This is a genomic window from Halomonas sp. PA16-9 (genome assembly GCF_009728585.1).
Lineage (GTDB): Bacteria > Pseudomonadota > Gammaproteobacteria > Pseudomonadales > Halomonadaceae > Vreelandella > Vreelandella titanicae.
Map to the genome: position 1 here is coordinate 872,781 of NZ_CP040452.1, position 19,759 is coordinate 892,539.

At 51.2% G+C, this 19,759-nt stretch carries 12 protein-coding genes and 5 pseudogenes; 5 read left to right on the top strand and 12 right to left on the bottom strand.

Annotation, left to right across the window (positions count from 1 at the left end):
• Window positions 1-14 precede the first annotated feature (14 nt).
• Window positions 15-1,729: pseudogene (gene aceF, locus FDY98_RS20360) on the top strand (dihydrolipoyllysine-residue acetyltransferase).
• A 77-nt stretch (window positions 1,730-1,806) separates the two neighbouring features.
• Here aceF and FDY98_RS20365 read toward each other — a convergent pair.
• The 11 genes and pseudogenes from FDY98_RS20365 to FDY98_RS20415 form a co-directional block, all read right to left on the bottom strand.
• Entirely contained in the window at window positions 1,807-2,523 is a 717-nt protein-coding gene (locus FDY98_RS20365) for a GntR family transcriptional regulator (RefSeq protein ID WP_027957831.1), read from the bottom strand.
• A gap of 134 nt (window positions 2,524-2,657) precedes the next feature.
• A complete protein-coding gene (gene pyk, locus FDY98_RS20370) occupies window positions 2,658-4,163 on the bottom strand; it encodes a pyruvate kinase (RefSeq protein WP_155706123.1) in 1,506 nt (501 codons plus the stop codon).
• Window positions 4,123-5,443: pseudogene (locus FDY98_RS20375) on the bottom strand (glycerate kinase type-2 family protein). The gene pyk and the pseudogene FDY98_RS20375 overlap by 41 nt, the downstream one beginning before the upstream one ends.
• 201 nt (window positions 5,444-5,644) lie before the next feature.
• Entirely contained in the window at window positions 5,645-6,529 is an 885-nt protein-coding gene (locus FDY98_RS20380; RefSeq protein ID WP_027957834.1) for a 2-hydroxy-3-oxopropionate reductase, read from the bottom strand.
• Between the two features lie 52 nt (window positions 6,530-6,581).
• Window positions 6,582-7,358 (bottom strand): hydroxypyruvate isomerase, encoded by a 777-nt coding sequence (gene hyi / locus FDY98_RS20385; RefSeq protein ID WP_027957835.1) that lies wholly within the window; start codon window positions 7,356-7,358, stop codon window positions 6,582-6,584.
• Window positions 7,359-7,432: 74 nt separating this feature from the next.
• A complete protein-coding gene (gene gcl, locus FDY98_RS20390; RefSeq protein ID WP_027957836.1) occupies window positions 7,433-9,220 on the bottom strand; it encodes a glyoxylate carboligase in 1,788 nt (595 codons plus the stop codon).
• Window positions 9,221-9,626: 406 nt separating this feature from the next.
• A complete protein-coding gene (locus FDY98_RS20395) occupies window positions 9,627-10,463 on the bottom strand; it encodes a bifunctional allantoicase/(S)-ureidoglycine aminohydrolase (protein ID WP_027957837.1) in 837 nt (278 codons plus the stop codon).
• A gap of 67 nt (window positions 10,464-10,530) precedes the next feature.
• Window positions 10,531-11,307: an IclR family transcriptional regulator gene (locus tag FDY98_RS20400; RefSeq protein ID WP_027957838.1), complete on the bottom strand. Its 777-nt coding sequence runs from the start codon at window positions 11,305-11,307 to the stop codon at window positions 10,531-10,533.
• Between the two features lie 107 nt (window positions 11,308-11,414).
• On the bottom strand, window positions 11,415-12,338 hold the full coding sequence (puuE, locus tag FDY98_RS20405; protein WP_027957839.1) for an allantoinase PuuE: 924 nt from the start codon (window positions 12,336-12,338) through the stop codon (window positions 11,415-11,417).
• Window positions 12,339-12,477: 139 nt separating this feature from the next.
• Window positions 12,478-13,685, bottom strand: a pseudogene (locus tag FDY98_RS20410) (urate hydroxylase PuuD).
• 92 nt (window positions 13,686-13,777) lie between these two features.
• A pseudogene (locus tag FDY98_RS20415) lies at window positions 13,778-14,113 on the bottom strand (hydroxyisourate hydrolase); the annotation flags it as partial.
• A gap of 495 nt (window positions 14,114-14,608) precedes the next feature.
• On the opposite strand from FDY98_RS20415, the pseudogene FDY98_RS20420 reads away from it, so the two are divergent.
• The 4 genes and pseudogenes from FDY98_RS20420 to FDY98_RS20430 all read left to right on the top strand — a co-directional run bounded on the left by FDY98_RS20420 (window position 14,609) and on the right by FDY98_RS20430 (window position 18,418).
• A pseudogene (locus FDY98_RS20420) lies at window positions 14,609-16,026 on the top strand (uracil-xanthine permease family protein).
• A 161-nt stretch (window positions 16,027-16,187) separates the two neighbouring features.
• Window positions 16,188-16,721: a Tar ligand binding domain-containing protein gene (locus tag FDY98_RS28705; RefSeq protein WP_340147077.1), complete on the top strand. Its 534-nt coding sequence runs from the start codon at window positions 16,188-16,190 to the stop codon at window positions 16,719-16,721.
• 89 nt (window positions 16,722-16,810) lie between these two features.
• A complete protein-coding gene (locus tag FDY98_RS28710; protein ID WP_340147078.1) occupies window positions 16,811-17,797 on the top strand; it encodes a methyl-accepting chemotaxis protein in 987 nt (328 codons plus the stop codon).
• Window positions 17,798-17,899: 102 nt separating this feature from the next.
• Window positions 17,900-18,418: an AmiS/UreI family transporter gene (locus FDY98_RS20430; RefSeq protein ID WP_027957844.1), complete on the top strand. Its 519-nt coding sequence runs from the start codon at window positions 17,900-17,902 to the stop codon at window positions 18,416-18,418.
• A gap of 437 nt (window positions 18,419-18,855) precedes the next feature.
• On the opposite strand, the gene FDY98_RS20435 is transcribed toward FDY98_RS20430, so the two are convergent.
• Complete coding sequence (locus FDY98_RS20435) at window positions 18,856-19,740, bottom strand: LysR family transcriptional regulator (RefSeq protein ID WP_027957845.1); 885 nt, start codon at window positions 19,738-19,740, stop codon at window positions 18,856-18,858.
• Window positions 19,741-19,759 lie beyond the last annotated feature (19 nt).

The following is a 19,759-nucleotide window of genomic DNA, read 5'->3' on the forward strand; positions in this document are numbered from 1 at the left end:
GAAGGAGCGCGACCTTGAGTAGCGAAATCATCAAAGTTCCCGATATCGGCGGCGATACCGATGTCGAAATCATCGAGATTGCGGTGTCAGAAGGCGACGTCATTGAAGCGGAAGACACCCTAATCACGCTGGAATCCGACAAAGCCAGCATGGACGTACCGGCCCCGAAAGGCGGCAAGGTACTCAAAGTGCTGGTCAAAGAAGGCGATAGCGTCTCGGAAGGGGACGATATCGTTGAGCTGGAAGTCGAAGGTGGCGGCGACGAGCAGCAAGAGAGCTCGTCTGACAGCCAGCCTGAAGAGGCCCCAGCGAAGCAAGACAAGCCGAAAGAGCCGTCTCAAGAGAAGCCCGCGGCTAAAAAGTCAGCCGGCGGTAAGCAGACGGTGGATATCAAGTGCCCGATCTCGGCGGCTCCGACAGCGTCGAAATTATCGACGTCGCGGTCAGCGAAGGCGATGAGGTTGAGGCCGAAGACACCTTGATCACGTTGGAGTCTGACAAAGCCTCCATGGACGTGCCCAGCCCCCATAGCGGTAAGATCGTCAGTTTTACCGTGAAAGAGGGCGACACGGTCTCGGAAGGCGATGTGATCGGCCAGATGGAGATCGCCGGTGAAGGTGGCGACAACGAAGACGCACCGGAAAAGGCAGCCCCCGAACCAGATCCATCGGGCAAAGCCTTGTCTGAAAAGACTCAGTCTGAAAAAACTCCGCCTGAAAAAGCTCAGCCGAGCAAACCCGCTGAGTCTCCGGCCGGCACCCCCAGCCCGGAAGCGCAGATGGCCGCCTATAAGCCCCGGGATGGCAAGTTGGTGCACGCCGGCCCTGCGGTTCGCATGCTGGCCCGTGAGCTGGGTGTCGACTTGGGACTCGTTAAGCCCAGCGGCCCGAAGGATCGCGTGCTCAAAGAGGACGTACAGTCCTACGTGAAGCAGGCGATTGCCAATCAGGGTAAAGCCCAGCCAGGTGCGGCAGCCGCGGCTACTGGCGGCGCGGGTATTCCGCCCATTCCGGAAGTCGACTTCAGCCAGTTTGGTGAAGTGGAAGAGAAGCCGATGGGGCGTCTGCTCAAGATGGGCGCGACCAACCTGCATCGCAGTTGGCTCAATGTGCCCCACGTCACGCAGTTCGACGAAGCGGACATCACCGAGCTGGAAGCTTTCCGCAAGGCGATGAAGGCCGAAGCGGAAGCCCAGGGTGCCAAGCTGACGCCGCTGCCGTTTATGGTTAAAGCCTGCGCCTTTGCGCTGCGTAAATTCCCGCAGTTCAACGTTAGCTTGAAGGGTGACGGTGAAACCCTGGTATGGAAGAACTACGTCCATATCGGTATTGCCGTGGATACGCCCGATGGCTTGATGGTGCCGGTGGTGCGCAACGCCGATAACAAATCCTTGATCGAGATTGCCAAGGAGATGGCGGAGCTAGGCAAGAAAGCCCAGACCAAAAAGCTCAAGCGCGACGAGATGACCGGTGGCTGCTTCACCATTTCGAGCCTCGGTTCGATTGGTGGCACGGCGTTTACACCGATCGTTAACGCGCCGGAAGTGGCCATTCTGGGCGTGTCCAAAGCACAGATGAAGCCGGTTTGGGATGGCAGCGCCTTCCAGCCGCGCCTGATGATGCCGCTGTCGCTCTCCTACGATCACCGTGCGATCAACGGCGCCGATGCGGCACGCTTTACCGCCTTCCTGGCCGATGTGCTGTCCGATATTCGTCGCTTACTGTTGTAGTTAACGATAAAAAAAGGACTTATAAATGGCGCCTTTATAGGCGCCATTTATTTAAAAAAAAACTTTTCTTTATTAATTTAATTACCACCTAAAATGGCCATAAGATCAGCATCAGGTTCTCTGGAGGTGAGTACAAGCAAGGATTCTAAGCTATTGAGGTGTGTATATACGGAGTTCCGAGCTGCTTCGGCATCGCCATTTACAAGATGCGAAAGTAGTTGAGCATGGTCTCCCTCTAAATAACAAGACAATAAACTCGGCGGTTTATAAAGTGCAATAACGATAGAAGTGCGTAGTACCAAATCAGTAAGCATCGCACCCATGATACTATTAGGTGAGCATTCGGCAAGAAGATGATGAATATTCAGAGAGTGTTCAATGCGTGCTGGTTCATTATTATTTTCATAAGCCTCCTTTTCAAGTACGACTTGCTGTTGCAATGCTTTCTTAGCGCTAGTCTCCAACTTGCCTGCTAGCAGTGCAACAATTTCACCTTCGACTAACCTGCGTGCAGAAAAGGTCTCACGAGTTTCTTCGATTGAAGGAGCACGCACGCGAGCGACCTGATTGGGGCGTTGATCAATGACATGCTCGGCATCAAGCCGTGTTAATGCCTTACGCACCACCGAGCGACTGACTCCAAATACTTCACCTAGCGTTATCTCAGGCAATTTAGTATTGGGAGTCAAACGTTGCATCAGCACAGCCGACCGGATGTGGTCAACGATGTCCTGGTCGCCGACGCGACCTTCTTTGGGTTTATTAAAGCGATTTTTATGCCAGCCGAGGTTCATATTCTTTGTCTCTAACGATCCTCGCTGGAACTTAACATGTATCCCCCAATACAACCAACATAAGATCAATGCTTTATCGTTGAAGATGGTTATTTCTCAAGAGCTAACTCAAGCATTTTTTGTAGCGTTTCCGATCATCTTATGCTCTGGTTTACAGCAAGAATTTTCATGGTGTTAGTACCTCCGTGTGCATTCATATGGTTGCCACGGGTAAGAATGACATGATCATTTTGGGAAACAATTCCTTTAGATACCAGTAATTCTATTGCTTTATCATTGAGCTCTTCGGCTTTCATACTTGTTGTATCAAAGGCCAGAGAGACCACACCGCGATACAGTGCCATACGTCGTTGAGAAATTTCACTTTGCGCTAAACCGATAATGGGCAATCCAGAGTGTATGCGTGAGGCGATCAACGCCGTAAAACCACTAGACGTCATACAGGCAATAGCGGTGACTCCAGCGAGATGGTTCGCAGCGTACATGGCAGAAAGAGCGACCGTTTCATCGACCTGCAAAAAATCTTGATGGATACGATGGCCAGACTCCTGAGCGCTCCGCTCACGTTCGGCCCCCAGGCATAAACGATCCATTGCCTTCACGGTTTCTACAGGAAAGTCCCCAGCAGCGGTTTCAGCGGATAGCATCACCGCATCCGTGCCATCAAGAACGGCATTGGCAACATCGAAAACCTCAGCACGCGTTGGCAGCGGCGCACTAATCATCGTCTCCATCATCTGCGTGGCGGTGATCACCGCACGGTTGAGGCTACGCGCGCGCTTGATCATGCGTTTTTGCACGCCGATCAACTGAGCATCCCCGATTTCTACCCCCAGATCACCCCGTGCCACCATGACTGCTTCGGATGCCATAATAATGCCATCTAAAATTTCATCATCCGCCACCGCTTCGGCACGCTCAATCTTCGCGACAAGACCGATTTCTTCACCCTGCCCACCCAGCAGCTTGCGAGCTTCCTGCATGTCAGCAGCGCTACGTGGAAAAGATACCGCAAGGTAGTCAACACCTATTTCGACGGCGGTCTTAATGTCTCGTTTATCCTTCTCGGTAAGAGCGGCCGCAGACAACCCGCCTCCCTCCTTATTGATGCCCTTGTTGTTGGAAAGCTTACCTCCAACAACAACCCGAGTATGGATTTCTTGGCCCTCAATGGCACTGACTTCGAGCACCAAACGACCATCGTCAAGCAGGAGGCGGTCACCCACGATGACATCGTCCGCCAACGTCTTGTAATCACAACCGACGCGTGTGATATCGCCGGCATTGCTATCCAACAACATATCAAGCACGAAGGGCTGGCCTTCTCCAAGCAAAACCGAATCGTCCTTGAAGCGAGCGATACGAATTTTAGGGCCTTGCAAATCAGCTAACACCGCGACGCTTCGGCCTAGACGTTGGGAAATCTCACGCACTTCGACTAGCCGACGGCGATGATCATCAGCCGAACCATGGGAGAAATTGAGTCGAACGGCATCCACACCTGCCCGCAGCATACCTTCCAGTACACCTTCACGGTCGCTGGCGGGGCCTAAGGTTGCCACTATTTTGGTGCGACGAATGGGGGTAAAGCGGTTGGTTTCATGCTGGCCTCGGGAGAACAAGAATAGCTCGAAAATCATTGACATTAGTTCGGGTCGGACCGGTCACAACCAGGTCGTTAATAGCAGCAAAAAAACTGTAAGCATCGTTACGGTTCAGATAATCCTTTGCTGACAACTGCAAGGCTTTTGCACGTTGCCAGCTCTCGGGGCCGAATACAGCACCGGCGTTGTCCTCAGAACCATCAATGCCATCGGTATCAACAGCGAGTGCATAAACGCCCTCTACACCCTCAAGTGTGTCGAAAAGCCCTAATAGATATTCGACATTGCGCCCGCCACGCCCATCGCCACGCACAGTGACGCTGGTCTCACCACCGGAGAGCACCAGCAGTGGACGTTTAATTTCACTTTGCAGTTTGCGCACCATACGCGCTTGAGCAATACCTAAATCACGAGCTTCACCTTCCAAATCATCGCCCAGCACTCTGATGTCGACCGCACTTTTTTCGGCACTGAGTCGAGCAGCCTCAAGGGCATCACTGGCTCGCGCCAGGATTATGGACTGGTCGCGTGCAAACTCAGGGCTAGAGGCTTGAGGCGCGCCGTGATTGGCCATCAAATGTTGACGCACGTTATCAGGAACCTCGATGGCGTGGCGTTCGAGAATCTCCAGGGCATCAAGCGGTTTTGAGTTATCTGGCAGGGTGGGACCTGAAGCAATCAGTGTAGGATCATCACCCGGCACATCAGAAATAAGGTAGGTCACCACCCGAGCTGGGTGAGCGTGAGCAGCCAAACGACCACCCTTGATCCCAGACAAGTGACGCCGCACCGTATTGATTTCGCGGATCGGTGCGCCACAGCGCAGCAACGCTTTGTTAACAGCCTGCTTGTCCTTCAAACTGATACCTGCGGGGTAGCGTCATCAATGCAGAGCCGCCCCCAGAGATCAAAGCAATCACTTGATCGTCTTCGCTGAGGTCTTTCACCGCTTCAAGCATACGTTTGGCGGCTTGCTCACCAAGAGCATCGGGCATGGGATGGGAGGCTTCTAACACCTCGATATATTGGCAATCAGCACCGTGTTTATAGCGAGTCACCACCACTCCGTCCAAGTCAATTGCTTCATCGTTGTTACGTGCACGCTCAACCCAAGCTAACTCTAGTGCGCTTGCCATAGCAGCGGCGGCTTTTCCAGTACCGACGACAATGGTTCGTCCGGCCGGTTTTTCTGGTAGTTGGTCTGGCAGTAAGCTGAAAGGATGCACCGCAGCGATGGCCGTTTCAGCCAGGTGCACTAACCACTGGCGCGAGGCCTCTTCACTAGTAAAGGGTGCTAAGCGAAAAAGGGCATTCATCGGTAGACTCCACAGGCAAGGGCCGGGGGAATAGAAAAAAGGGGGCAAAAAAACCGGTGAAAGACACATAACGGAACGGAGGTCTTGCACCGGGAAAAGGCAACGAGTCACATACAATAACAAGGGCGGGCCGCAGAACGATGCCCGCCGTAAAACAGTAATGAAACCTCCGTCAATCAGTCAGTCGCGCCATAAAAGGCATTACTGGCCAATTTCATAATTCGCCAGTTTTTCCAGGGCACGCAGAATTCCCGCATGGTCCCAATCCGCACCGCCATTAGCGGCACATGCCTGGAACAGCTGTTGGGCATTTGCCGTCCCCGGTAACGAGAGGTTAAGGCTACGTGCGCCCTCCAATGCCAAGTTGAGATCTTTCTGATGCAGGCGGATGCGAAAGCCAGGGTCAAAGGTACGCTTAATCATACGCTCGCCATGCACATCCAGAATTTTCGACTGAGCGAGGCCGCCCAACAGGGATTCACGCACCTTGGCGACATCGGCACCGGCCTTGGAGGCGAACAGCAGCCCCTCTGCAACGGCCTCAATAGTCAGTGCAACAACGATCTGGTTGGCGACCTTGCAGGTCTGGCCTGCTCCGTGACCCCCAATGTGCGTAATGACCTTGCCGACGACTTCAAGCAGCGGCTTAGCCCTTTCAAAGCCTTTGTCCGTCGCCCCTACCATAATGGTCAGCGCGGCATTGATCGCACCGCCTTCACCACCGGAAACAGGGGCATCAACAAACTCACCACCGGCTTCAGTAATGCGCTTGGCGAATGCCTGGGTCTGCATTGGGGCAATGGAGCTCATGTCGATGACCAAGGTGCCGGGCTTGAGGCCCTCTATCACGCCGTCCTCACCGAACAGTACGCTCTCTACATCTGGCGTATCCGGCACCATGGTGATAATGACATCGGACGCCTGGGCAACCGCTTTTGGATTAGCCGCCTCTTGCATGCCCTTATCGGCAAGCGTTGCGTCCAAGGGGCCGCGTTTGACGGTCACCAAAGAGTGGCCCGCATCGAGCAGGTGGCCTGCCATTGGGCGTCCCATAATGCCTAAACCGATAAAACCAATCTTGCTCATCCTCTTTCTCCTTCAAACTAACGCAATTTGTACTTATTCATACTTGGGATGTTCAGCGCACCGCCTCTAACCAAACCAGCCCTTCCGACGTCGACGTCTTGGGCTTGTATTCGCAGCCAACCCAGCCGTCGTAACCTAGGCGGTCAAGCTGTGAGAACAGAAAAGGGTAGTTGATCTCACCGGTACCCGGCTCATGACGGCCCGGGTTATCCGCCAGTTGCACATGCGCGATACAGCCCAGATGCTTTTCTATCGTGGGCGCTAGATCTCCCTCCATGATCTGCATGTGGTAGATGTCGTATTGCAGCTTCAGATTGTCACTACCGACCTCGTCGAACAGCGCCAGAGCCTGCTCGGTGCGGTTGAGGAAAAAGCCTGGGATATCACGAGTGTTGATCGGCTCCGCCAACAGAAGAATGCCAACCGACTTGAGCTTTTCAGCCGCATAACGCAGATTTTCAATCAGCGTGCTGCGTGCCTCGTCATCACTTACACCTTGATGCTTAATGCCCGCCAGGCAGTTCACCTGTTTGCACCCCAAAGCAGTGGCATATTCGATGGCACGATCAACGCCGATCCGGAATTCTTCCACCCGATCCGGGTGACAAGCGATGCCGCGTTCACCCGCTGCCCAATCGCCCGCAGGCAAATTGTGCAATACCTGGGTAAGGCCGTTGGCTAATAAACGCTCTTTGATTTCCGCCGCCGTGTAATCGTAGGGAAATAGGTATTCAACCCCCTCGAACCCAGCCTCGGCGGCGGCCTGAAAACGATCGAGGAAGTCTACTTCGGTGAACATCATGCTGAGATTCGCGGCAAATTTGGGCATGCAAGTCTCCTTGTTTTTATCTTAGTGATAATAATTGCCCTGGTACCGAACCTCGGTAGTCACCAGGGCCAAGCTTAGGTCAAACTGGCGATGGAGCTAGGCGCATCCGTCAGGTTTTCAGCCAATTCCTCGAATTCATTGACGCCATCAAGGTCGGTACCCATTGAGATATTGGTGATGCGCTCAAGAATGATCTCAACGACTACAGGTACGCGATGTTCACGCATCAGTTCGCGGGCCTTTTCAAATGCCGGAGCGATATCCTCAGGCTTTAGTACGCGCAGCGCTTTACAACCCAGGCCTTCGGCAACAGCAATATGGTCTACACCGTATTCAGCTAATTCAGCCTCTTCGTCGGTGTAGTTAATGTTTTTGAAAGAGAGCTGCACGCAGTAATCCATGTCGAAGCCGCGCTGGGCCTGACGAATCAACCCGAGATAGGAGTTGTTCACCAGCACATGAATATAGGGCAGGTTGAATTGCGCCCCGACTGCCAGCTCTTCGACCATGAACTGGAAATCGTAGTCACCGGAAAGTGCCACCACTTCAGCTTCAGGATCAGCACGGCAAACGCCCAACGCCGCTGGAATGGTCCAGCCTAGCGGCCCCGCCTGGCCACAGTTGATCCAGTGACGCGGCTTGTAAACGTGCAGGAACTGAGCGCCCGCAATCTGGGACAGACCGATGGTGCTGATATAGCGGGCATTCTTGCCGAACACCTTGTTCATTTCTTCATAAACACGCTGGGGTTTGACCGGCACGTTATCGAAGTGCGTCTTGCGCAACAGCGTGCGTTTGCGCTCCTGGCACTCCGCGGCCCAGGCACTGCGATCCTTGAGCTTGCCCTTCGCCTTCATTTCCCGAGCCACATCAAGGAAAAGTGCCAATGCCAGCTTGGCATCAGAAACGATGCCGTAATCAGGGCCGAAGATACGCCCGATCTGCGTCGGCTCGATGTCGACGTGAACAAACTTACGGTCTTTGGTATATGTTTCGACGTTACCGGTGTGGCGATTGGCCCAACGGTTGCCGATGCCCATCACGAAATCCGAGGCAAGCATGGTTGCGTTGCCGTATCGATGAGATGTCTGCAAGCCCACCATGCCCGCCATCAGCGGGTGATCGTCGGGAATCGTACCCCAGCCCATCAGCGTCGGAATGACCGGCACGCCGGTAAGTTCGGCAAACTCGACAAGTTGTTCTGCGGCATCTGCATTGATGATCCCGCCCCCCGCGACCAACAGCGGCTTTTCGGACTCGTTGAGCATGGTCAACGCTTTTTCAATCTGGGCACGCGAAGCAGACGGCTTATAGGCCGGAAGTGATTCGTAGGTATCCGGATCAAACTCGATTTCGCTCATCTGAACGTCGATCGGCAGATCGATCAACACCGGGCCGGGGCGGCTTGAGCGCATGAGTTGAAAGGCTTTCTGGAAGGCCCGCGGCACTTGGGCCGGTTCCATCACGGTAATCGCCCATTTTGTGACCGGCCCGGCAATGGTCTGAATATCCACGGCCTGGAAGTCTTCCTTGTGCAACTTGGCCCGTGGCGCTTGACCGGTGATGCACAGAATCGGTATGGAGTCGGCGCTGGCGGAATACAGCCCGGTGATCATGTCGGTGCCGGCGGGACCAGAAGTACCGATACATACCCCGATGTTCCCCGCTTTGGTTCGGGTATAACCCTCGGCCATGTGCGACGCCCCTTCAACATGGCGTGCCAGAATGTGATCGACTCCACCCACCTTACGCATGGCAGCGTAAAAAGGATTGATTGCGGCCCCCGGCAACCCAAAGGCAACGTCGATACCTTCTTTCTTCAGAACGTGAATGGCGGCTTCCGCAGCTGTCATTTTAGCCATTACAATTTCTCCTCAACAATTGAATACAATTGCTGTATTCATTTTCGATTTGTTCTTGTATTCAAAAATAGGCGCCTACTCGATGAGTGTCAATTTTTTATGGAAAATATTTCCATAAAAAATTAAATGCCAACATATACCCTTAATAAACAAAAGGTTATTGAAATCACAGCTACGGGGATATGCACATAGTGCAGAGGTGGAATCGTAGAACCAAGGAGGGAAATTCAGGCACCACTAATAGACCAACAGCCTTGGCTGTTAGCCTTTAAAAACCTTAAGGAATAGCGGATGACATTCGAGAAAATTTAGCGCCAAAGGCATCTCAACAGGCTAACAACGCTATTGATCAGAGTGTGTACGTCATCGCCATCATCTTCGGTTTCAACTCGTGCCAGGTAACGACTCAGCGTGCCCCCACGCAACCCAGTTTCATATGGCGGTTAACGTCTTTGTAGAGCAGATAGCGGAACGGCCCTGGGCCGCCGGCATAACAGGCCTGCGGGCAGAACGCGCGCAACCACATAAAGTCGCCAGCCTCGACCTCAACCCAACTCTGATTCAAGTGATAAACAGCCTTACCTTCGAGCACGTAAAGCCCGTGCTCCATGACATGGGTTTCATCGAAAGGGATGACGGCTCCAGGTTGCAGAGTGACGATATTGACATGCATGTCATGGCGGACGTCATCCGGTTCGACGAAGCGTGTAGTCACCCATCTCTCATCGGTATCCGGCATAGCCGATGGTTCAATGGCATTTTCGTTAGTGACGAAAGGCGCAGGTGCTTTAATGCCTTCAACATATTCGTAAGCCTTGCGCACCCAATGAAAACGAACCGGCTCGTCAGCCCTGTTATGCGCCTGCCAGCTAATACCTGGGGGTAAAAAAGCATAGCCGCCGGGCTGCATAAGGTGTGTTTCACCCGCCAGAGTGAGCGTCAGTTCGCCTTCAACAATGAACAGCACCCCCTCGGCTGCCGGATCTAGTTCCGGCTTTTCGCTACCACCGCCAGGAGATACTTCCATAATGTATTGTGAAAACGTCTCGGCAAAGCCAGACAGGGGACGAGACAACACCCATAAGCGGGTTTTATCCCAAAACGGCAAATTACTGGTCACAATGTCACGCATGACCCCTTTAGGTATCACTGCATAGGCTTCGGTAAACACGGCGCGATCCGACAGCAGCTGTGTCTGTGCTGGCAACCCTCCCTGGGGGGCATAATAGTTACGCTTGGCCATCATCTTTCCTTTATTGTGGTCAATTTTATCGTTTGGATTTTTTATATATAGAAAGGGATCTAGAAATTTATCCGTAACCCAACATTGCGGAAATGGTCGCGGCAGCTTCAGCTACGCAGCTCTGTAGTCGATCACGCTTTTCGGCAGAGACTTCGTGTACTGGCACCATAATGCTGATAACGCCTTCCATAGAGCCATCATGGTTATAGAGGGGATAGACAACCGAAGAGATACCAAAGTGATAATAGGAGTCCGCAATAACATATCCACGCTGCCGGTCTTCCTGCACTAGATCCCAGAGAACATCACGGTTGGCAGGCGCACCCGGCTCCTTATCTAAAAGGTAATCTGATGGATAAAGAGTTTCGAATTCCTCTCGTGATAGATCGGTAAGCAGCATTCGTCCCAAAGAAGTGCAATGCAACGGCAAGCGGGTTCCGACACTCACACGGCGAATAGTAGCGTTCGATGCCCCAACTCTCGCCACGTAGACGGCATCACGACCATCTCGAATAGCGATATGGCTCGAACAACCGGTTTGCTCACACAAAGACTCAATAACCGGCTGTCCGATCTGTACGACATCCAGCGAAGCGACGTACTCAAAGCCTAGGCGCAATACATTGACCCCCAGGGAATATAAACCGGTGACGGGGTGATGGCGTAAAAACCCCATGTGCTCCAAGGTCTGTACCGCTCGATGCGAAGTTGCTTGTGGATAACCCACTCGCTTAACAAGCTCGGAAAAGCTCATCTCTCGGTGATGACGATTGAGCTCCATTAAGATCATTAGCCCTCGTTCAAGCGCGGGTATCAGATGTTTTTTGTTATCCTTGTCACTCATGGCTCGTTCACTCGCTTCAGGGTTATCGCTTTTAGGCGAACAAAAAAAGAGACCTTAGTAGATAAGAAATTACTAATAAATATTTCTTTAGACCTGCATCGATAAGCTCAGTAGGCGGGATGGTGCTTTACCCAATGCCGGGCGATATCCACGCGCCGACTGACCCAGACACGGTCATGCGCTTCAATATGATCAAGAAAACGCTGGAGTGCGATAAAACGGCCAGGGCGTCCTATCAGGCGGCAATGCAAACCGATAGAGAGCATTTTTGGCACTTCTGCTCCCTCCGCGTATAACACATCAAAAGCATCACGCAGATAGCTAAAGAAATGATCAGCGGTATTAAAACCCTGTGGCGAGGCAAAGCGCATATCATTAGAGTCCAGTGTATAAGGCACTACTAGATGAGAGTGCGTATGGCCCTGGCTGTCCTTCTCGCGTGTCCAGAACGGTAAGTCATCACCGTAGTAGTCGCTGTCGTACAAAAAACCGCCTTGATCCAATATCAGACGACGCGTATTGGGGCTGTCACGGCCGGTATACCAACCCAGCGGCTGCGCGCCGTAAAGGTTCTGAAACACTTCGATAGCACGCTCCATGTGCTGGCGTTCCAGCGCTTCTGGCACTTCCTGATAATTGATCCAACGATAGCCGTGACACGCAATTTCATGACCCAACTCCTGAAAGGCATGAGCCACCTCGGGGTTACGCTCCAGCGCCATGGCCACACCGAAAATGGTCAGCGGCAAACCACGTCGTTCGAATTCACGCAAGATTCGCCATACCCCTGCCCGCGAGCCATACTCATAAATGGATTCCATGCTCAGGTGGCGATTGGAAAAAGCAGGCGCACCGACTATCTCGGAAAGGAACTGCTCGGAACCGGTATCGCCGTGTAGTACCGAGTTCTCTGCACCCTCTTCATAGTTCAGCACGAATTGCACAGCAATTTTCGCCTTGCCAGGCCAATTGGCCTGAGGGGGATTACAGCCATAGCCGACCAAGTCACGAGGATAATTGGGCGAATGCATGATGCAAGTTCCTTGTTATAAAACAGCGATCTAATGAGTGTTTAAAAACAATAAAAATGTACATAGCGAAAGATACAGCCCACCATAAGGCAGGCTTTAAATAGCACTGACGTTAAATACGTACGAATTATTTAGACGCTTACTCTTCCCACTCCTCAATCAATGCACGTTCTTCCTCCGTCATATTCGTCATATTGCCAAGCGGCATATAGCTGCTCGCTACTACTCGCTTAATGCTCTCTTGTTGTTTAATGATTTGCTCGATTTCGTCATATGCAAAACCAGCAGGAGGAGCAGAAAAGCCTGGCTGTGTCGGCGTTTGTGAGTGGCAAGCGACACAACGTTGCTCTATGACGGCACCGATCTCGGTGATATCTGGCCCCTTTTCTGCTGCCTGAGCACCAGATTGACTCGAGCTTTGCGCAGGCATAGCCACCCAAAAAGCTATTAAGAGAAGAGCAACACCAGCAATGGGATAAATTGGCTGAATTTTACCCGCATGCATTAAGACAAAGTATTGACGAATCAATGCACCCGCAAAGATAAAGAGTGTCATCAGCACCCATGCATGCTCATGAGTGTAAGCAAAGGAGTAATGATTGCTGATCATCAACAATACGACGGGCAGGGTGAAATAGGTGTTATGAACCGAGCGCTGCTTACCACGCTTACCATCAAGCGGATTGGGTGTTGCGCCAGCCTTCATCGCCTTTACCATGCGACGCTGACCAGGAATAATCCAAAAGAACACATTCGCCGACATCGCAGTAGCCATCACAGCCCCTGTTAACAGGAAAGCCGCGCGCCCCGAAAACATTTGAGTACTCAAGTAGGCAACTACGATCATCATGACCGCTACGCCGATACTCAAGAGACCATCACGCTCCATGTTCGGGCTGATACGCTTACACATCTCGTTATAAACAACCCACCCTAGTAGCAGGAAGGCCAGCGCCAGGATATTAGCTTCCCAACCAGCAAGGTTAGCCGCCCACTCCCAGTTACTGTTGGGTTCACCAAGTAGAAGCTTGGGTTAACCATATACAAAATGATGAACAGGGCAAAACCGGACAGCCATGTGGTGTAAGACTTCCAGAACGACCAGTGCAGATCATCCGGTAGTTTTTCTGGACTCGTTGCATATTTCTGGTTGTGATAGAAACCACCACCATGTACAGCCCACATTTCACCAAACACCCCTTTTTGGCGGCAGTTTTCGTCTTTAGGTGTTTTGAGGCCGTTGTCCAGCATCACAAAATAGATGGATTCGCCTATCCAAGCGATGGCCGCGATGACATGCAGCCAGCGCAGCATAAAGTTTCCAAATTCAAGTAAATAGGCTTCCATTAGGGGAACCTCGCCTCATTTGATTATTGTTGGGGGCTAACTACAAAACGTACATTGACGCTCAAAATGGATGTTCAGCTGCCGCGATAAGTCGAATAGGCATATGGCGTTAGCAATAACGGCACATGATAGTGCTGCGCCGCATCATTAACCCCGAAACGGAGTGGTATGATGTCCAAAAGCTCGGCTCTGGCGCTTTTAAGCCTTGGCGCATCAAGTAGTCACCTGCATGGAACACCATTTCATAATTGCCCTTTACTAATTCACTTCCTTCAAGTATTGGAGCATCAACAACGACCATCGTCATTGGTCTTAACTATTTTAAGAAGCTGGCGTAGCCCCCCATCTAAACGGAATACCTCTATTTTAATTCCTTCACCAGGGCAGCCTTGGGCTGTATCCAAAACATGTGTTGTCAGTTTTCCCATCACCCTCTCTCTGATTTTCCGCGAATCCTGTGCCGCTAGCTCATCATTGGCAACGCAGTATTAGCACATCCTAAACAGTACCCATGTACTTATTGACAACATTTTTAGCTATTTAATGGACACATTTCAAATATTTTCTGTATACATTTTTGGAATATTTTGATGACCAACGTCAGCGAATGCGACTTTAGTAGGAATTCCTTAAGGGAATTTATCTTTAGAAAGATCGGCTACAGCAGGTAGATGTAAAACAGGCAATACAAATGTAAGTCACTGTTATTTAATAACTTTAATTAAATTTCTGTTAGAAGAAACTGGGCATACCAGTATTATTTTCTAGGTATAGTTATCCGGAAAAAACGCACATTGCTGATATGGGGTTGGAGGATGGCTGCAAAATTATTTATTTTCTGATTTATTTTTGTGTACAGTATGATCAAATCAGATAAACAAAAAATTAATAGCACTGAATACAATAACAATGGAGACTCATCTATGAATGATGCATTAGCCTCTTCCGAAGATCGGAAACGCGTGAGCGAAAAGAACACCTCTCTGTTTGATTTCTATGGAAAACCGCGGTTTTCAAAGGCTTTGCCTCTATCTCTTCAGCATCTATTGGCCATGATCGCTGGCGTCATCACTCCGCCTATTATCGTTGCCGGTGTTGTCGGGGCGAGCATAGAAAAAAACTCCTGCTTATTCAGATTGCCGTGCTGGCATCAGGGGTATGTACTGTTTTCCACCTTTACGGTGTTTGGAAATTTGGCGCCCGCTTGCCCGCCATCTTTGGCGTAGGCTTTGCCTATGTACCAACCCTGGTCGCAGTAGGAGCTCAGTATGGTATTGAAGGGATTCTTGGCGCCCAGTTAATCGGCGGTATGACCATGGTGATAGTGGGCTATTTCATCCAGTATATCCGCCACCTCTTTCCGCCTGTTGTCGCAGGCACAGTGGTATTGGTCATTGGCTTATCACTTTACGATATTGCTATTCGTTACATGGCGGGCAGTGGCAACGTAAACGCACCCAATTTTGGCGATCCGATTAATTGGGTCGTGGCGGTGGTAACGCTACTCACAGTATTGATTGCCGCTCAGTTCGGTAAAGGCGTGGTGAAGCTTTCCGCAATCATTGTTGGCATCGTCGTGGGTTACTTGCTCTCGCTCGCCCTTGGCATGGTCAATTTCGATAGCGTGTCCAATGCTTCCTGGGTGGCCATACCCAAGGTAATGCCTTTCGAGATGGAATTTCACGCGGCCGCTATCGCTTCTATGGTCGTTATCTGCATCATCAATTCCGTACAAACTATCGGCGATTTGTCCGCAACAACCGTCGGCGGCATGAATCGCGAGCTGAAGACTCGCGAGTTGACGGGAGGTTTACTGGGCAATGGCCTGACTACCACCCTGAGCTCTTTCTTCGGTGCATTACCTACCTCCACCTTCAGCCAGAACGTAGGCATTGTGGCGATGACCAAGGTTATTAGCCGTTATGTTCTGGCGCTGGCGGGCATCATGATGATTCTGGCCGGCCTTAGCCCAAAGTTTGGGGCAATCATGACCACCATTCCTTATCCCGTATTGGGTGGAGCAACCATTACCGTATTCGGCATGATCACCATGACGGGGATTCAGCTGTTGGTAAAAGATGAAATGTCCGCTCGAAATATGACGATCGTGGGGCTCGCTTTAGCATTGAGCCTAGGGATCGCTTCTGTCCCCTCAGCCATTGAGCAGTTTCCGACGGTGTTGAGAGACCTGATTGGTGGTGCGCCTATTGTAGTTGCTGCGATAACAGCCTTCACGCTTAACATAGCCTTACCTAACAAATCACTAACCGACGAGGAAAAAGAGCGAGAGGCGATCGCCAAAGCAGATGCTGAGGCGGCCAAGGCCGACAGCGACAAATGAAGCCAGAAAATCTCACAAAACAGCACCCACTCTAATTAAACAGTTTTATGTACACCTAATTAGAAGCCATTTGGCCACCATTAAATAGAACTGCTGCGTGCGCTGGCAGTTCTATTTTGTGGTTAAGGTGCATGGCTCTATAGGTTAACTTGGGAATATAAATGCGTATATTAGATAATATGACTTTAAGGATGAGCTGGACGCTGGTTCTACTCTCATTCTTACTTATGCTTCTTGTGCTCAGTGGCACAGGGCTTTATGCCGTCAATCACAGCCAACAAAGCATCGAGCAGCTCACTAATGTCAATGTTAACCAGCAGGCTAGTCTCAACCGAACTAATTCTACGCTACAAGCCACACGCCTTAGCATGGCGCGCCTTTATGAGGAATTGATTGAGCCACAAACAACGCTTACCAATGAAGAGAGGCAGCAGCGAGCTAATGAGCTGCATAGCTCACTTAATAGTACCCAAGACGTGTTTTCGAATTTTATCTCACTGCCCGCCGACGCAGCCCATGAGGCGATCATCTCGCCTATCGTAACAAGCTTTGACACCATGATAGATGTACACCTTTTGCCGCAAGTAGCTGCATTGTATGAAGGCGATACAGTTACTTACCGCGAACAGCGTGACGCCGCTTACCAGGCTTATGCAGCTTTCTATCAAGATGCGATTGGTTTTTTCATCAAGTAGAAAAAGAAGGTAACAACCGGCTGACCAATTTTGACTCTGTCATCAGCCTTTCCACTATTACCATCATCACCGTCTTCATTATCGCGCTCATGGTTACCGTGATTGTTTACTGGGGCGTAGGTGCTAATTTAATACGGCCTTTGCACCGCATTACCGAGCATTTCAAGAGCATGGCGGAAGGCGACCTTTCAAGAGAAGTGGAAACCCGCGGTCGCAATGAAATCGGCGTGCTTTTCACCTCTCTGCGTCATATGCAGCAAAGCTTACTCGGAACTGTTATGACGGTTAGAGAAAGCAGTAGCGAAGTATTTACCAGCGCCCAAGAGATCGCCAAAGGTAATCAGGATCTCTCGGCGCGTACGGAACGACAGTCAGCCTCGTTAACCGAAACCGCGTCAAGCATCGAAGAAATGACCTCAACAATGGAGCGCAACAGCGAAAACACTATCCAAGCAAGACAAGTAGCTCGTGAAGCGGCGAACACTGCGGATCAAGGCGGTAGTGTGGTTATGGAGGTCATTAGCCATATGCACAACATCCGCGAAAGCTCACAGAAAATCACCGACATCATCAAACTGATTGACTCCATTGCTTTCCAAACCAATATTCTCGCCCTCAATGCTTCAGTAGAAGCGGCACGTGCTGGAGAGCATGGCCGCGGCTTTGCGGTAGTGGCCAGTGAAGTACGCCAGCTCGCTACCCGCAGCGCTAGCGCTTCAACGGATATTCGAAAGCTGATTGAAACATCGGTCAATATGGTAGAAGCCGGCACGCATCAAGCGGATAAAGCAGGCGAAACCATGGCGCGAATCATGGCATCGGTGACCCAGGTCACCACGTTAATGGACGAGATATCCGTAGCAACCGAAGAGCAACGCGCGGGTATTCGAGAAGTTAATATCGCAGCTAACGATATGGAGCAAACGACTCAACAAAATGCCGCGATGGTCGAACAAGCCAGTACGGCCGCCATCGAGCTTCAGCATGAGGCCGAACGCCTCAACTCCATCGTCGCCCGGTTTAAGCTGAATGAATCAACACCGCAGCTAACGGCGCAAGCGGTCAATACCCACTAACGATACACAGTAGTGCCTTACTAAAAGCACCCTACCGTTAAAGCAAAGCCACGGGAACGAGCACGTGGCTTTATTAAAAATAAACATCTGGAGCAAGACAGTATGATCCTGGGTCTTACATTGCTATATGTGGGCGCTGTTTTGTTTATAAATGGTATCTGGCTGCTGGGAAAAATCAGCAACCAAGAAGTCTCAATCATCAACGTCCTGGTTGGGTTGCTCAGCTTTATTATAGCCATGCACTTAATTTTCAAAGACCCTAACAACACGGTTGAGATTAGCGCAGGGGCTTTTACGCTCTTATTTTCAATAACCTATCTTTGGGTAGGTGCCAATCAGTGGCTAAAATCTGATGGCAAAGGATTAGGTTGGTTCTGTCTTTTTGTAAGCATCACCGCCGCGGTTATTGGTGTGCACTCAATCGCTGGCTACACGACAAGTTTCAAATTATGGAATACGGTTAACTGGTTTTCATGGTCTCTTTTATGGCTTAGTTTCTTCTACCTATTAGCGCTAGCGAAGCCTATTCAGCGGTACGTTGCAACTTATACCATTTTTTGCGCGATCTTTACCGGCTGGATTCCAGGCGTCATAATTTTGCTAGAACTTATTAGTACATAATTTCAATAAACGCTTCCTCTTAAAGGTGTTTTTAAACCTTCCTCAAAAAGACCAACTTTCGAATCGTGCCGCTTATGCCAGGCTGATACTAATAAAACCACCAATAAGCTGATTCGCCGATGTTTCCCGAAAGTGCTGCGCTTATTAGTTGAATTCAGAATTCAAGATGGCCAATATTAACCACGCTGAAAGAACACTATAGGTTACCAGCTCATGAACTGGTAGTTGACGGATCCATCATGATCAGCAAACCCTGTATGGGTTGATGGGCATAAGCGTTAATATCAAAGTGCTTGCGCCAGGTAAGTGGCCAGTAACCCTAAAGGCGAATGCGGCCCAGGTGATCGCGCATTACTAGGGCCTGTTGACGTTTCATCAGCGTAGCGGGGACGGCTCGGGCAAGTGCGATATTGTATCTACGACTTCCGTAATGACGACTATTCTCGATAAACACCAAACTCTCCCGCAACTTCCGCCAGCTTATTGTGTAACGCTGTCAGTAGCTCGGCCTTGGCCGAACTGGCGCGATGGATCATGCCAATTTGTCTGAAGACTTGGGGCTCACCGAACGGCAATGTCAGCATGTCGCGACCGTTCTCGCGCACCGCGATATTTGGCACGATGCTGGCACCAAGACCCGCGGCCACGCACTCCACGATGGCAGGCACGGTGTCAATCTCAGCGATGTCCTGCACCGCTATGCCTAGCCGGGCGAGCTCGTTGTTGATCATTGCGCCCAACGGCACATTACTGCCGAAACGCACGAAGGGCAACGTTTCCAGCAACTGCTGAACCGGCATCGGCGGTGTGCCGGGCGGCGCTATCACCACTAACGGCTCGCGTATGAACGGCGACCACAAGAGATCGCGCGACACGCCGGAGTGCTCGGCGACCACCGCCACATCCAGCCGGTCGGCGTTGACGTCGCTGATCAGCGTCGAAGACATGCCCACTCGTAGGTTTACGTTCAGCTCGGGGAACTCCTGTCGCAGTGCCACGATGGCACGTGGCAGTAGGCCGATAGTACTGGTGCGCACCGAGCCAATATTGAGCGTACCCGTTATCTGCTTCCCGGACAGAACGCCACGCGTTTCATCCACCAAGGCCAGAATCTGTTTAGCCGTTTCAAGCATTTTCAGCCCCTGGAGGTTGAGGCTAGGAGGGCGGGAGTCACGATTGAACAGCTTGGTATCCAGTTCCTGCTCAAGCGAATGGACCTGTTGGCTAACAGCGGAAGGGGTCAAATTTACGATCAAGGCCGCCCGCGCGAATGTGCCATGCTCAGCAATCGCTACGAATGTTCGTAGTTGGCGAGTGTCCATAAACCCTCCTTAAATGAAG

Coding starts and splice junctions, on each gene's coding strand:
- FDY98_RS20365 (WP_027957831.1), bottom strand. CDS start 2,523: ATGAACCTCGGCTGGCATAAAAATCGCTTTAATAAACCCAAAGAAGGT.
- pyk (WP_155706123.1), bottom strand. CDS start 4,163: ATGATTTTCGAGCTATTCTTGTTCTCCCGAGGCCAGCATGAAACCAAC.
- FDY98_RS20380 (WP_027957834.1), bottom strand. CDS start 6,529: ATGAGCAAGATTGGTTTTATCGGTTTAGGCATTATGGGACGCCCAATG.
- hyi (WP_027957835.1), bottom strand. CDS start 7,358: ATGCCCAAATTTGCCGCGAATCTCAGCATGATGTTCACCGAAGTAGAC.
- gcl (WP_027957836.1), bottom strand. CDS start 9,220: ATGGCTAAAATGACAGCTGCGGAAGCCGCCATTCACGTTCTGAAGAAA.
- FDY98_RS20395 (WP_027957837.1), bottom strand. CDS start 10,463: ATGGCCAAGCGTAACTATTATGCCCCCCAGGGAGGGTTGCCAGCACAG.
- FDY98_RS20400 (WP_027957838.1), bottom strand. CDS start 11,307: ATGAGTGACAAGGATAACAAAAAACATCTGATACCCGCGCTTGAACGA.
- puuE (WP_027957839.1), bottom strand. CDS start 12,338: ATGCATTCGCCCAATTATCCTCGTGACTTGGTCGGCTATGGCTGTAAT.
- FDY98_RS28705 (WP_340147077.1), top strand. CDS start 16,188: ATGCGTATATTAGATAATATGACTTTAAGGATGAGCTGGACGCTGGTT.
- FDY98_RS28710 (WP_340147078.1), top strand. CDS start 16,811: ATGGTTACCGTGATTGTTTACTGGGGCGTAGGTGCTAATTTAATACGG.
- FDY98_RS20430 (WP_027957844.1), top strand. CDS start 17,900: ATGATCCTGGGTCTTACATTGCTATATGTGGGCGCTGTTTTGTTTATA.
- FDY98_RS20435 (WP_027957845.1), bottom strand. CDS start 19,740: ATGGACACTCGCCAACTACGAACATTCGTAGCGATTGCTGAGCATGGC.